Source organism: Glycomyces sp. YM15 (assembly GCF_016918015.1).
Classification (GTDB): Bacteria; Actinomycetota; Actinomycetes; order Mycobacteriales; family Micromonosporaceae; genus Glycomyces.
The window spans coordinates 136,014-149,939 of record NZ_JAERMK010000014.1 but is presented as its reverse complement, the minus strand read 5'-3'; the positions used below and the strand labels follow the sequence as shown (position 1 = coordinate 149,939).

Here is a 13,926-nt window from a genome sequence, read left to right as displayed (position 1 = left end):
CCGGCCCGCGTCCGCTGCCCTGGCGACCGGTCACTGTGATGGGTCGGATGTTCACGTTTGGCGATACCCTAAGGCCCATGCGGAACCTGGATCCCTGGATCGTCATCGTTGCGGTGGCGTTGCTCTCCGCCGTCGTCGTCAGTCTCACGCGGCTGCTGGTCACCTGGCTCGTGTTGCGGCACGCGTCCGAGCGGTGGTCGCGGGTGATCGGGAAGGCGCTGCACCCGGCGCAGTTCATGGCGGCGACCGGCGGGGTCCAGATCCTGCTGCTGGTGCACGAGTCCGAGCCGGGGTGGGGCGGCGGCAGTCCGAACGGGTGGAACGCCAACCTGAGCCAGGGGCTGCTGTTCGGCACCGCGGCGAGCGGTGCGTGGCTCGTGTCCAACCTGCTCAGTGTCGCCAAGGACCCGATCCAGGAGCGGTGGGGTTCGCTCCATCAGAGCGATGTGGGGGGCCGCAAGCGGCGCACGCAGGTCATCGTGCTGTACCGGCTCATCTCGGCCGGGGTGTGGATGGTCGCGGTCGGCTTGGTGCTGTTCAACATCCCGGAGCTGCGGGCCTTCGGCACGACGATGCTCGGCGCGGCGGGCGTGGCCGCCGTCGTCGCCTCCCTGGCCGCCCAGACGATGCTGTCGAATCTGTTCGCGGGCCTGTCCCTGGCGTTCGGCGACGCGCTCCGGTTGGAGGACGTCGTGGTCATCGAGGGCGAGTGGGGGCGGATCGAGGAGATCACCCTGTCGTATGTGGTGGTGCGTATCTGGGACGAACGGCGCCTCATCCTGCCCACCAAGTACTTCAACGACCACGCCTATGTCAACTGGACCCGCGACCACCCGCAGGTGATGGGCACGGTGAAGATGGACGTCGACTGGCGGCTGCCGGTCGAGGCGGCGCGGGTCGAGCTGCGGCGGTTCCTGTCCGAGAATCCGCTGTGGGACGGGCGGGAGGCGGGTGTCGTGGTGCTGGACTCCACGGGGCCGTACATGCAGTTGCGGATGCTGATATCGGCGCGGAACCCGTCGGATCAGTGGGATCTGCGGTGCGAGGTGCGTGAGCACATGATCCAGTGGATCGTGCAGCACCACCGGCACTGCATTCCCCGGATGCGCGTCAACAGCTACCAGTCGGTGATGGACGCGCGCGGCGGCGTCTTCTCGCAGGAGGGCGTCTCGGACCTGTTCGACGGTTCGGAGATCCAGGCGCTGCTGAACGAGGTCCCGATCCAGCAGCGCCGTGCCGAGGACCTGACCTGACCTCGGGAATCCTATACGATATGTGGTTCGACGGCGGTCTCCGTACCGATAGGGGGTTTTTCCTCCCTGCCCAAAGGCGTACCGCAGAGTAGCCTCTTGCTGATGGGAATCAACGTCGCTGAAAACGGAGGCGGCTCGAAGCGCCGCCGCGAGATCCTCGACGTCGCCGTGAAGCTGCTCGCCAAGCACGGCTATCACGGCGTGTCGATGGACGACATCGGCGCCGCCGCCTCCATCACCGGCCCGGCGCTGTACCACCATTTCAAGGGCGGCAAGGAGCAGATGCTCGCGGACGCGCTCATCCCCGTTTCGGAGCGACTCCTCGCGGGCGGGCGGCACTGGGCGTCCCTGCATTCGGAGGACCCGCAGGCGGCGCTCGAAGCGCTCGTCGACTTCCATCTCGAGGTCGTGATCGACTCGCCCGAGATCGTCATCCTCCATCTGCATGAGCTCGACCGGCTTCCGGAGGAGCCTCGGCGGCAGGTGCGCAAGCTCCAGCGCGTGTACGTGGAGGAGTGGGTGGGCGTCCTGTGCCGCCTTCGGCCCGGCCTCCTGCCCGAGCAGGCCCGCGTGCTCGCCCACGGCGCCTTCGGTCTCATGAACTCGACCCCGTACCTCTCCTTGGGCGAAGAGGTCAGCGCGGGCGAGACGGCAGCCCTGCTGCGAGCGGCGGCGCTGCGGGCCCTCGACCCGGGCTAGCGCGCGCCTCGTCGCAGGTCGGCGGCTCGCCTGGTCGTCGGTCAGCCCGACGGTATCGACGAGTCGGGCACGGTCGCGCTGTCGCGCCACCCGCATTCCTGTTGGCACCTGTCCCGTATTTCGGGATCGGAGTTAGCATGGGCTGATGGGTCGCAACGGTTCGCGGCCCGGGGAGGCGGAGCGATGCACCAGCCGGATCGGGTCTCTTTGCGCGAGGTCGCCCCGCGCGACGGCCTGCAGAACGAACCCCCTGTGCCGACCGCGGACAAGATCCGGCTGATCGATGCGCTCTCGCGCACCGGTCTGGAGCGGATCGAGGCCGTGAGCTTCGTGAGCCCCAAGGCCGTGCCGCAGATGGCCGACGCCGCCGAGGTGTGGGCGGCCGTCGAGAAGCACTCCGGCATCCGCTACAGCGCCCTCGCGCCGAACCTCCGCGGCGTGCGGCGGGCCCTCGACGCCGGGTTCACCGCCGTCGAAGTGGTCGTCTCGGCGTCGGAGACCCACAACCGCGCGAACCTCGGGCGCGGCGTCGACCAGTCGCTCGCCGAGCTGCCCGACATCTGCGGCCTGGCGCGCGAGCACCTGGCCTCGATCGAGGTCATCATCGCCACGAGCTTCGGCTGCCCCTTCGAAGGCGACATCGCTCCCGCGCAGGTCGCCCGCATCGTGGAGGCGGCCGAGGCCGCCGGGGCCGGTCGGGTCGCGTTCGGCGACACCACCGGTATGGGCACCCCTCGCCGTGTCACGGACCTGCTCGATGCCGTCGACACCGCGCTGCCGATGCTCATGCACTTTCATGACACCCGGGGGACCGCCCTCGCCAACCTCCTCACTGCGCTCGATCGCGGCGTCGTGGAGTTCGACGCCAGTGTCGGTGGCATCGGCGGCTGCCCGTTCGCTCCAGGCGCTTCCGGCAATGTGGCGACCGAGGAAGTGGTCCACATGCTCCACGACATGGGCGTGGAGACCGGTGTGGACCTCGAAGCCCTCATCCGCACTGCCGAACTCGCCCAGGAGATCGTGGGTCGTCCGCTCGAGTCCGGCGTGCTTCGCGCCGGGCCGCGCTTGGCGAAGCATGCGAGCCGTAGATGAGTCCAGTCCGGTCTGTCGCCGAAACCTGAAGCCAGGCTGAAGCCGCCCTCAGCGACCGGCGCAAGGACCGCCGCCGGATCCGGGCGGCATGGCCCGCGACCGCGCGCCGGCCGGCGAGGCGATCGAGCTTCGTGGCGGCATCGCTCCACCGGCAGTGCGGCGATCGGGTCGAACATGGCGAAGGCCCCGGGGTCTCGAACCTCCCCGGGGCCTTCTCTCGGACACCGCCACAGGACGGCCGGTGCCCGCGCGCCGGGTAAAACCTCCGAATACCCGGACGACTCATCGTGACATCCAAACCCCAGTGCGCCCATGGAACTCAGGCGAATCTCACGTCACTTTTCGCTAACGCGGCGTTGTCATCCGGAACACGTTCCGCGAACTTCCACGCCGCGAGCCCCGCCGCGACCACCACGAGGCCGAACACACCCCGCCAGCCGTACAGCGGCACCGCGAACAGCGCGCCCACGCCCGCCGCGATCCCGGCGAGGAGCGCCGCGGCCGACAACGCCACCGAACCGGAGCCGTCGCCGATCTCCGCGGCCACCACCACCCGGCCCGTCAGCGCGATCGTGGACCCGGCGGCGATCCCGAACGCCCCGGCCGCGCCTACGGCGAAGCCGAAGCTCGGCGCGAGCGCCAGAGCCACTGCGCTGAGCGTCAACGCCCCCAGGGCGATCGAACCCGTGTAACGGGCGCGTCCGAGCGTGCCGGCGCGTCGGGTGGCGTTGGCCGCCACCACCAGGCCGATGGCGAGGGCGCCGAGCGGCCACAGCCGCGTCCCCGGTGCGGCGTGGAAGGCGGCGGCGATATCGGTGACCAGGAACGCGGTCACCGCGGCGGCCGCGAAGGCCACGGCCTGCGCGTAAGCCGCCCACAGCGCCGGCGCCCAGCGGAGCGTGCCCCGCGTCGGCGCTGCGCCCCTTGGCGTCTGGAACTCTGTCGGTGCGGTCATGGCGTCGACGCTAGGACCGCGCGGGCCCGCGCGCCCCGGTCGGACGACTGGGCCCGGCGACTGGCCGCCGAACCCGGTCGGTGCGGGCGTTCGACCCGGTGGCGAGCGCCCCAGTCGACCCCAGTCGAATGACAGATGCGGGCCGTCGGCACCCGTGGCTACCCTGGAGGGGTCCCCGGTCGTCCTGAGGATGGAGCCGCCGTGAAACCCATTGCCGACAGCACGCGCGCGCGCCAGGGCGCCACCGGTGCCCCATCGCTCCTGGACGAGCCCGATCACGATCGCCCGGTCCTGTACGGCCGCGACGCCGAGCTCGATTCGATCCAGGCCCTCCTCGACGGCGCCCGCGTCGGCCACGGCGGCGCGCTCGTCGTCCGCGGCGAGCCGGGGATCGGCAAGTCCGCGATCGTCGACGCCGTCATTCCGCGCGCCGAGGGGTTCACCGTCCTGCGCACCCTCGGCGTGGAAGCGGAGCACACGTGGTCCTATGCGGGACTGCAGATGCTGCTCCACCCGCTGCTCGACCGCGTCGACCGCCTGCCCGCGGCGCAGTCCGAGGCCCTGCGCACCGCGCTCGGCATGGGTGACGGCACCGGACGCGCCCACTCGCTGCAGGTCGGCCTCGCCCTCTTGAACCTCCTCGTGGACGCTTCGGCGAAGCAGCCCGTGTACGTGGTCATCGACGACGCGCACTGGCTCGACCGCGACTCCACGAACGCACTGCTGTTCGCCGCCAGGCGGCTCTCGACCGAGTCGATCACGATGGTCCTGGTCGTGCGCGACGGCTTCGCCCCCGACTTCCCGGCCCCCGGCATCCCGGAGATGACCCTCGGCCCGCTCGACCTCGACGCCTCGCAGGCGATCCTCGACATGCGCGCCGACGAGATCCCGTTCACCGGCCGCGACTGGATCCTCCGCATGGCGGAGGGGAACCCGCTGGCGCTCTTGGAGCTTCCGGCCGCCGACAACGAGGAGTCGCTGCTGCGCGCCGACACCTCCAACAGTCGCTACTCCACGACCTCCCGCATCAAGCAGGCGTTCACGGAACGCATCATCGCCCTCCCCGAGAGCACCCGCACGATCATGCTGCTCGCGGCCGCCGAGGAGACCGGTGAGACCGCCGTGATCGCCGAGGCCGCCGCGAAGCTCGACGCGAGCCTGGCCGACCTCGAACCGGCCGAAGTGGACGACCTGCTGCGGTACCACCGCGGCCGCATCGAGTTCGTCCACCCCCTGATCCGTTCCACCGCATACCATTCGGCGCCGCGCGCCCGCCGCATCGAAGCCCACCGCGCGCTCTCCGAAGCGTTCGGCGACGGCGACATCCGCGCCGCACGCCACCTCGCCGCCGCCACCACCGGCCTGGACGAGAAGGCCGCCGCCGCCCTCGAATCCATCGCCTCCTATGAGGCCGAACGCGGCGGCTGCGTCGCCGAGATGGCCGCCCTCGAACGCGCCGCGAGCTTCACCCCCGACCCCTGCCGCCGGGCCCGCCGCCTCACCGAAGCCGCCCAATGCGCTTATGTCGCAGGTATGACCGGCAAGGCCGTGGAACTCGCCGAGGCCGCCGAACGCCTCACCGACGACCACGTCCTCCTCGCCCGCACCGCGCTCATCCGCGCCACGATCCTCTCCTGGGCCGGGAACTCCAAGGGCTTCGACGTGTGGATGGACTCGGCCGAGCACTACGCCGCCACCGGCCACGAGAACACCGGCTACCCGCTGCTGCGCGGCGTCTGGAACGCCTGGGAGACCGGCGATTTCACGAAGGTGAAGTACGCGTCCGGGCTCGCCTCCAAGTACGGCGGTTCCAACAACGCCTGGGTGCGCCGCCTCGCCCGCGCCGCCGCCGGGCTCAACCGCCAGCCCGACGACACCGCCGGGGAGGCCGTCGACGCGCTGCGCTCCCTCTACGACTACTACCAGCCGCTCCACCAGGACTTCCAGGCGTTCGACCAGGTCCTCGCCGCGCGCTGGCGGTTCCTCGCCGGTGACGTGCCGGCCGCCTACCAGGCGGCGGCCGAGCAGGTGCGGGCCTGCCGTGAGCGCGGGGCGCTGAGCCCGCTCGTGCAGGCGCTGCTGGTCCAAGCGCAAACTCAGTTCCACTATGGACGGTATGCGGACGCGCAGGCGTCCGCGTCCAGCGCGATCGAGCTGGCGCACGAGCAGAACGACCGCCGGGCGCTCATGCAGGGCCGCATCTGGGTGCTGCTGCCGATCGCCGCCATCCGCGGCGAGGAGCGGCGCTGCCGCGAGCTCGTGGCCGCCGCGATCCAGGACGCGCCCGAGGACTCGGTGATCCCGGCCGACACCGCGCTGGGGCTCCTGGAACTCGGGCTCGGCCGCTATGAGGCCGCGTTCGAGCGGCTGCTGCGGATCGCCGAGGGCGTCACGCCCATGGAGGTCCTGATGCAGGTGCCGACGCTCGTGGAGGCCGCGTTCCGGTCCGGTCGGCTCCCCGAGGTCAAGGAGGCGTTCGACTGGTTCGCCGACTGGGCCGACGCCACCGGGCGGTCCTACTGGGAGGCGCTCGTGGAGCGGTGCCGCGCGCTGTTCGCGACCGAGGCCGAGGCCGGGACGCACTTCGCGCGGGCCGTGGAGCTGCACCGCGCCGACGACATCGACCCGTTCGAGCGGGCCCGCACCGAGCTGCTCTACGGCGAGTGGCTGCGGCGGGTGCGGCGCATCAACGAGGCGCGGGCGCACCTGCGTGAGGCCACCGAGGTCTTCGAGCGGCTTGGCACGGTGCCGTGGACGCAACGGGCCCAAGGGGAACTGCGCGCCGCGGGCGACTCGACGGCCGTCGAGTCGAAGCCCGACCTGGCCGAACTCCTGACGCCGCAGGAACTCCAGGTGGTGCGCCTCGCCGCGGACGGTCTCACCAACCGCCAGATCGGCGAGCAGCTGTTCGTCAGCCCGCGCACCGTGGGCTACCACCTGTACAACGCCTACCCGAAGCTCGGCGTCTCCTCGAGAACGGAACTGGCCAAGCTCGACCTGTAGACGGCGCACCCCTCCGACGACGGTTCAGCGGTACCGCTTGAACTCCACGGTCCGGACCTGCCGTCGGTCGGGCGACCGACTCGGTCAGGATCCGGGCGGCGCACGCGGAACGTGATTGCCGTGCGGGCCGCCGGCGCTTCGAGCTCGGCCACGACCTCCTCGTCGAGGTCGTGCACCTGCGGGTTCGTTCACGCAGCCGCCGGGACCGGACGCCGCCAAGGCTTCGTCGTCGCCTGCAGCGCCGCACCCAGGAGCAGGATCGCCGCGATCGTCCACGCCGACAGCCGGTACCCGTCGACCGCAGTCGCACCCAGACCCCAGGCCAGGGCCGCGACCACCGGGCCCAGCGAGGTCCCGATCGTGCGCGTCGTCGCCATGAACGCGCCCGCCGTGCCCGACTGCTCCGGCGGCGCCGCGTTCAGCAGGTAGGCGTTCATCGGACTGTTGAACAGCCCGAATGCCAAGCCCAGCAACCCGATCCGTGCCCCCAGCCCGAACAGGCCGGTCGAGGCGTCCACGAACAGCAGCGGCACCACCGCCCCGAACACCAGGCCCGCGCCCGCGAGCGAGACCCGCCCGGGCCCGAACCGGTCCGCCAACCACCCGGCGACCGGTGTCATCACCGCGACCCCGCCGATGAACGTGAGCAGCACCGTCGACACCAGTTCCGGGCGCAGCCCCTGCACGTCCGTGAGCAGGAACGGCAGACTGAAGTTCAGCAGGCCGGTCACCGCCGAGAGCAGCGTCAGGCTCAGCAGCGCACCGCTCACCTGCGGCGACCGCAGGAGCGCCACCGTCGGCGCCGACGTCTTCTGCCGCACCCACACCGTCACCAGGACCACGCTCGACACCAAGGCCCCCAACGAGGTCCAAGGCGCCGTATCGACGTACTCGAACGCCAGCAGGAACGCCGCGATCGCGCCGCCCGAGGTCGCCGTGTCCACCAGCAGCGCCCGGTCCAGCCGCGGCAGACCCGTCCCGTTGCTCGGCACCGCCACCGCCACCGCCGCGAGCGCCGCCGCGGACATGGCCGCCAGCACCCAGAACAGGCCCCGCCAGTCGAACGCGGCCATGATGAACCCGCCAGCGCCGATCATGCCCATGCCGCCCACGGTCATGAGCAGGGCGATCACGGACATCGCCCGGCCCCGCCGCTCCGGCGCGGCCGAGGTGACGATGATCCGCCCGGTCATGCCGAACAGCAGCCCGCCGAGCAGCCCGCCGGCCGCACGGGCCGCCAGCAGCAGCCCGAACGTCGGCGCGAACGCCGCGGCGACCGAACCCACGGTCAGCGCCCCCATGGAGAAGACGGCGACCGCGCGCAGGTCGGCGCGGTCGGCGAGCCGTCCCGCGGCGATCGCCACCGCCCCCATCGGCAGCGCGTAGGCGAGCAGCACCCAGGCTGTCGCGGCCTCGGTCACGTGGAAGCCGGTGCGGATCGCCGGGAGGGCGACGGCGAGGGTCGACATGCCGCCGGCGACGACGAGCTGCGCGAAGCCGACGGCGAGAATCGCCCCCCATCGGGTGGTGGTCGCGGCCTCCGGGGCCGCCTGAGTCTCCGTGGAAGTCATGGCGGCCACGCTAAGCGGGGGCCGACTGGTGCCGCATCCGTCGCTCGACGGGCACACCCGACCGGTCACTGCGGGGCGGGCCGCCGCAGGCCGACAGAGGCGGCGTGGCCGACCGGTCCAGTCGCACCCCAGTCGGCCGACAGATGTCCCGCCGGTCGAACCGTCCGTAGCTTCGTCACCGCAAGCTACGAGCGAAGGAACGGAAACACCATGAGCGACAGACTCAACCTCGGCGTCATCATCGGCTCGACCCGCGAAGGCCGCTGGGCCCCCGCCCCGGCCGGATGGATCGCCGGCGTCGCCGAGCGGCACGGCGGCTTCGACGTCGACCTGATCGACCTCCTCGACGCCGACCTGCCCCAGCATCTGGTCGAGGACGACATGTGGTCCACCGAGGCCGACCCGTCCGCACCCGTCGCGGCCCTCTCCGAACGCCTCCACCGCGCCGACGCGTTCATCGTCGTCTCCGGCGAGTACAACATGTCGATCCCCGCGTCCCTCAAGCACGCGATCGACTACTACATGAACGAATGGGCCGCCAAGCCCGTCGCCATGGTCACCTACGGCGGCAAGATCACCGGAGGCCAGAACGCCGCCCAGCACCTGCGCCAGATCTTCCCCGAACTGCGCACCATGACCATCCGCAACTCGATCGCGTTCCCCCGCTTCTACCAGCACTTCGACGACCGCGGCGAGTTCACCGAGTTCGGGGCGACCGAACCGGCCGCCAAGACCCTCCTCGACGAGCTCCACTGGTGGGCCCTCGCGCTCGCCAACGCCCGCAAAGCGACCCCGCTCCCCAGCCCCTTCTAGGCCCCGCCGGGCCGGGTCTAGGACATCGGTCCTGGGACCCGGTCCGGGGCCCTGGCGCCTCGCGAAAGCGCCGGTACCGTTGAACCGTGCTGTACGGACGCGATACCGAGACCGCCGCTCTCGACGACCGCCTCGCCGCCGCCCGGGAGGGCCGCGGCTCGGCCCTCGTCGTCCGCGGCGAAGCCGGCATCGGCAAATCGAGCCTGGTCGCCGCCGCCGCCGAGCACGCCACCGACCTCACGGTGCTGCGCTGCACCGGCGTCGAATCCGAGCACGCCTGGTCGTTCGCCGGACTCCAAGCGCTCCTCCTGCCCCTCTCCGGGCACCTCGAGGCCATCCCCGAACACCACGCGTGCGTCCTCTCCCGCACCCTCGGCCTCGCCGCCGCCCCCGAGAAGGAGTCGCCCCCGGGCGACCTGCGGTTCACCGTCGGCCTCGCCGCCCTCAGCCTCCTCACCGAAGCCGCCGGGCACCGGCCCGTCCTCTGCATCGTCGAAGACGCCCACTGGCTCGACCCGGACTCCGCCGACGTCCTGCTCTTCATCGCCAAACGCCTTGCGGCCGAAGCGGCCCTGATGATCTTCACCGTGCGCGAAGGCTACGCCCCCGACTTCCCCACCCCCGGGCTCGACGAACTCCGCCTCGGCCCCCTCGACGACGACGCCGCCGCGTCGCTGCTCGCCGAACGCCTCGGCGCCCGCCCCCGCGCCGACCGCGCCCAGATCCTCCACTCCGCCGAAGGCAACCCCCTCGCGATCCTCGAACTGCCCCTCGTCGAGTCCGACGCGCGCCTCGCCGCCGACTGGACCGGCCAGCGCTCCACCACCAGCCGCCTCAAGCAGGTCTTCGGCGACCGCATCGACCGCCTCCCCGAATCCACCCGCACCCTCCTCCTCGTCATCGCCGCCGACGACACCGCCGACACCGGCCTCGTCCTCGACGTCGCCGCGAAACTCGGCGCCCAGCTCACCGACCTCGCCCCAGCCGAAGCCGACGACCTCGTGCGCTTCCACGGCGACCGCTTCACCTTCGGCCACCCCCTCATCCGCACGGCCGCGTACCAGGGCGCGCCGATCTTCCGCCGCATCGAGGCCCACCGCGTCTACGCCGAGATCATGGGCGCGGACGACTACGGCCGGGTCTTCCACCTCGCCGCCGCGGCCACCGGCCCCGACGAGACGGTGGCTGCCGCCCTCGAATCCTCCGCCGACTGCGGCGCCTCGTGCGGCGGGCACGGCTACGAGTACACGGTGTTCGAACGGGCCGCCGCGTTCACCCCGGACCCGCGCGAACGCGGCCGCAGGCTCTTGCGCGCCGCCGAAGCCGCCGTCGCGGCGGGCAACGGCCCCAAGGCCCGCGCATTGTCGGCACAGATAGAACGGTTCACCGAGGACCGTGCGATCCTCGCCCGCGCCACGCTCATGGCGGCGATGGTCGCCGCGTGGGACAACGACATCCGCGAGTCCTACCGGCTCTACATGGAGGCCGCCGACCACTACGTCGCCGCCGACATCACCTCCACCGGCTATCCGCTGTTCCGCGCGGTCGAACTCGCCTGGCAGGCAGGGGACTTCTCACGTGCGGAAGTCGCGGCCGAGCACGCCGAGCGCATCGGCATCGACCACGCGCCGTGGGTGCGCGACCTCGCGAAGGCCACGGCCGGGTTCAACCGGTCCTGCGCCGTCACCGTCGCGGAAGCGGTCGCCTCGCTGCGGACCCTCATCGACATCCACCTCGGGTTCGGCGAGTCCGTCTCTCCCGAGAACCGGGCGATGGTCGCCTGGTGGCAGACGCTCATCGGCGACATCGACGCCGCAGAGCAGACCGCCGTCGACACCGTGCGCGTCGCCCGTGCCTCCGGAGCGGCCGGTGCCCTCCCGAGGGCGCTGACGCTCAACGCGCTCACCGAGTTCGCCAGGGGCCGTTGGAAAGACGCCGAGGCACTCGCCTGGAACGCCGTCGAGCTCTCCGTCGAACTCGGGCAGCGGATCGGACCCGTGAAGGCCCGCGCCCACGTGCTCGCCCCGATCGCGGCCCTGCGCGGCGAGGAGGAGCGGGTGCGTGCACTCGTGGAGGACGCGCACGCCGGTTCGCCGGGCGACACGGTCGTCGCCATCGACAACGCGCTCGCCCTCCTCGATTTCGCGTTGGGACGCAACGAGGAGGCCCTCGATCGGTTCATGCTGCAGCTGGAGTCCAGCGCGCCCGGTGAGGCGCTCGCCTGGGTGCCGTTCGCCGTCGAGGCGGCGGTGCGCGTGGGGGAGCCGGAGCGGGTGGCGGGCGCGTTCGACTGGTTCGCGCAGTGGGCCGAGGCGAGCGGGCAGCCGCACCTGATGGCGCAGGTCGAACGCTGCCGGGGCCTGCTCGCGGACGAGCGGGAGGCCGGCGCGCACTATGAGCGCGCCGCGGCACTGCACAAGGAGGCTGAGGCGCTCTTCCCGTTCGAGTCCGCCCGCACCGACCTGATCCTCGGCGAGTGGCTGCGCCGGGCCCGGCGCGTGAACGAGGCGAAGACGCGGTTGCGCATCGCCGCGGCGGTGTTCGAGCGCCTCGGCGCCGAGCCCTGGAGCGAACGCGTGCGCCGGGAGCTGCGCGCCGCCGGGGACGCGGGCCCGATCGAGGCCGCCCCCGACCTTGCCGGGAAGCTCACTCCGCAAGAGCTGCAGGTGGTCCGGCTCGCCGCGGCCGGCCTGAGCAACCGCGAGATCGGCGAGCAGCTGTACCTGAGCCCGCGAACGGCCGGATACCACTTGTACAAGGCCTACCCGAAGCTCGGCGTGGCCTCACGGAACGATCTGGCGAAACTGGGTCTCTGAACGCCGACCCGCCCGGGGTCGGACCGGCGCCCGGTGCCGGCCGCAATGCCGTCTGGTTGTGCCCTGGTCGGCGTTGTCGGCCTTGGTGTTCGCGCCCTCATGGCCCGGGTCCCGCCCAGCCCCCGCCCGGTCAGCCGCGTCGCGCCCAGGTGCGCGCCGCCGCCTGCTTCGCGTCGTTGATCGTCTCGACCTCCACGACCTCGATGCCGCGGTGGCGTTCGGCGACCGATCCCTTCGGGACGATCGCCGTCTTGAACCCGAGCCGGGCCGCTTCGCCGATGCGTCTGTCCGCGTTCACCGTGCGCCGCACCTGCCCGGTCAGGCTCACCTCGCCGATCGCCACCAGGTCCGCGCTCACCGCGATCTCCTGCTCGGCGCTCACCAGCGCCAGCGCGAGCGCGAGGTCCGAGGCGGGCTCGCGCACCCGGATGCCGCCGATCGTCGTCGCGTACACCTCGCGGTCGAGCAGCCGCATCCCGCTGCGGCGGGTGAGCACCGCGAGCACCATGTTCAGCCGGGCCTGGTCGAGGCCGGAGACGGTGTGCCGCGGGATCGCCCCGTCTTTCACCGACTTCCCCAGCAGCGCCTGCACTTCGACCGGAACTGCCCGGCGGCCCTCCATCGTCACGGTCACGCACGTGCCCGGCGTGGGCTCGGTCGGCGCGTCGTCGAGGAACAGCCCCGAGGGGTCGGCGAGGGAGACGATGCCGTCCTCGGTCATCTCGAAGCACCCGACCTCGTCGGCCGGGCCGAAGCGGTTCTTCACGCCGCGCAGCAGCCGCAGCATCGAATGCTTGTCGCCTTCGAAGTGGACGACCGTGTCGACGAGGTGCTCGAGGGCGCGCGGCCCGGCGATGCCGCCGTCCTTCGTCACGTGCCCGACGAGGATCACGGCCATGTTGCGCGACTTGGCCTCCGCGGTGATGGCGCTCGCGACGGCCTTGACCTGGGTGACGCCGCCGGGGACGCCGTCGGTGTCGGGGGCGATGACGGTCTGCACCGAGTCGAGGATGAGCAGCGAGGGCTTGACGTCCTCGACGTGCCCGAGGACGGCGCCCAGGTCGGTCTCGGCGGCGAGGTAGAGCTCCTCGGAGAGGCAGCCGGTGCGGTCGGCGCGGCGGCGCACCTGCGCGGCCGACTCCTCGCCGGTGGCGACGAGCGCCTTGCCGTATCCGGCTTCGCCGAAGCGGTGGGCGACTTCGAGCAGCAGTGTGGACTTGCCGACGCCGGGCTCGCCGGAGATGAGGGTGACGCCGCCGGGGACGAGGCCGCCGCCCATGACGCGGTCGAATTCGCCGATGCCGGTGGGCAGGCTCGCGGCCATGGCGGCGGAGACCTTGCCGATCTGCTGCGCGGGCTTGGCGGGCCGCCGCGCGGGCCGCAGGGCCGAAGAGCCGGCGCTTCCGATCTGGCGGGGCGGGGCCGCGGTCTCCTCCATCGACCCCCATTCGCCGCAGTCGGGGCACTGCCCGACCCACTTGGGGACCCGGGCACCGCATGCGCCGCACGCGTAGGCGATTCGCTGGCTCTTCGACATGGCGCCAGCCTACGTTCCGGCCCCGACACCGCCGTGTTCGAACATGCCCGGCCCGGATCGTCGTACCCGTGTGGGAGGGTGTGCTCATTTCGCCGGTAGTGGTGAAGGTGGGAACGGGCGGGTATCCCGGGGCACCCGGTACGACGGCGGGCCGCCGCAACGCACCCCTCCGCCCCGGTCACACCGC

9 protein-coding genes are annotated in these 13,926 nt (G+C 72.0%); 6 read left to right on the top strand and 3 right to left on the bottom strand.

What is annotated here, in order from left to right:
• The first annotated feature begins 77 nt into the window (after positions 1-77).
• The 3 genes from JHY01_RS16665 to JHY01_RS16655 all read left to right on the top strand — a co-directional run bounded on the left by JHY01_RS16665 (position 78) and on the right by JHY01_RS16655 (position 3,044).
• Positions 78-1,253 carry a mechanosensitive ion channel family protein gene (locus JHY01_RS16665; RefSeq protein ID WP_205326784.1) on the top strand — a complete coding sequence of 392 codons (1,176 nt, stop codon included), beginning with the start codon at positions 78-80 and terminating at the stop codon, positions 1,251-1,253.
• A gap of 102 nt (positions 1,254-1,355) precedes the next feature.
• Entirely contained in the window at positions 1,356-1,952 is a 597-nt protein-coding gene (locus JHY01_RS16660; protein ID WP_205326783.1) for a TetR/AcrR family transcriptional regulator, read from the top strand.
• Between the two features lie 183 nt (positions 1,953-2,135).
• Positions 2,136-3,044, top strand: a complete 909-nt coding sequence (locus JHY01_RS16655) for a hydroxymethylglutaryl-CoA lyase (RefSeq protein WP_205326782.1) — start codon at positions 2,136-2,138, stop codon at positions 3,042-3,044.
• 319 nt (positions 3,045-3,363) lie between these two features.
• On the opposite strand, the gene JHY01_RS16650 is transcribed toward JHY01_RS16655, so the two are convergent.
• A complete protein-coding gene (locus tag JHY01_RS16650) occupies positions 3,364-3,999 on the bottom strand; it encodes a hypothetical protein (protein WP_205326781.1) in 636 nt (211 codons plus the stop codon).
• Positions 4,000-4,200: 201 nt separating this feature from the next.
• Here JHY01_RS16650 and JHY01_RS16645 point away from each other — a divergent pair, with 201 nt between their 5' ends.
• Positions 4,201-7,002, top strand: a complete 2,802-nt coding sequence (locus tag JHY01_RS16645; protein WP_205326780.1) for an AAA family ATPase — start codon at positions 4,201-4,203, stop codon at positions 7,000-7,002.
• Positions 7,003-7,190: 188 nt separating this feature from the next.
• Here the strand turns inward: JHY01_RS16645 and JHY01_RS16640 are convergent, their stop codons facing one another.
• On the bottom strand, positions 7,191-8,573 hold the full coding sequence (locus JHY01_RS16640) for an MFS transporter (protein WP_205326779.1): 1,383 nt from the start codon (positions 8,571-8,573) through the stop codon (positions 7,191-7,193).
• A 210-nt stretch (positions 8,574-8,783) separates the two neighbouring features.
• Here JHY01_RS16640 and JHY01_RS16635 point away from each other — a divergent pair, with 210 nt between their 5' ends.
• Positions 8,784-9,386, top strand: coding sequence for an NADPH-dependent FMN reductase (locus tag JHY01_RS16635; protein WP_205326778.1), 603 nt, complete (start codon positions 8,784-8,786; stop codon positions 9,384-9,386).
• Between the two features lie 86 nt (positions 9,387-9,472).
• A complete protein-coding gene (locus JHY01_RS16630) occupies positions 9,473-12,202 on the top strand; it encodes a LuxR family transcriptional regulator (RefSeq protein WP_205326777.1) in 2,730 nt (909 codons plus the stop codon).
• Between the two features lie 130 nt (positions 12,203-12,332).
• Here JHY01_RS16630 and radA read toward each other — a convergent pair whose 3' ends face one another.
• Positions 12,333-13,739: a DNA repair protein RadA gene (radA, locus tag JHY01_RS16625; RefSeq protein ID WP_205326776.1), complete on the bottom strand. Its 1,407-nt coding sequence runs from the start codon at positions 13,737-13,739 to the stop codon at positions 12,333-12,335.
• Between the last annotated feature and the right edge of the window lie 187 nt (positions 13,740-13,926).

Bases quoted from the DNA above. Each gene is read 5' to 3' on its own strand.
- JHY01_RS16665 (WP_205326784.1), top strand. From the start codon at position 78: ATGCGGAACCTGGATCCCTGGATCGTCATCGTTGCGGTGGCGTTGCTC.
- JHY01_RS16660 (WP_205326783.1), top strand. From the start codon at position 1,356: ATGGGAATCAACGTCGCTGAAAACGGAGGCGGCTCGAAGCGCCGCCGC.
- JHY01_RS16655 (WP_205326782.1), top strand. From the start codon at position 2,136: ATGCACCAGCCGGATCGGGTCTCTTTGCGCGAGGTCGCCCCGCGCGAC.
- JHY01_RS16650 (WP_205326781.1), bottom strand. From the start codon at position 3,999: ATGACCGCACCGACAGAGTTCCAGACGCCAAGGGGCGCAGCGCCGACG.
- JHY01_RS16640 (WP_205326779.1), bottom strand. From the start codon at position 8,573: ATGACTTCCACGGAGACTCAGGCGGCCCCGGAGGCCGCGACCACCACC.
- JHY01_RS16635 (WP_205326778.1), top strand. From the start codon at position 8,784: ATGAGCGACAGACTCAACCTCGGCGTCATCATCGGCTCGACCCGCGAA.
- radA (WP_205326776.1), bottom strand. From the start codon at position 13,739: ATGTCGAAGAGCCAGCGAATCGCCTACGCGTGCGGCGCATGCGGTGCC.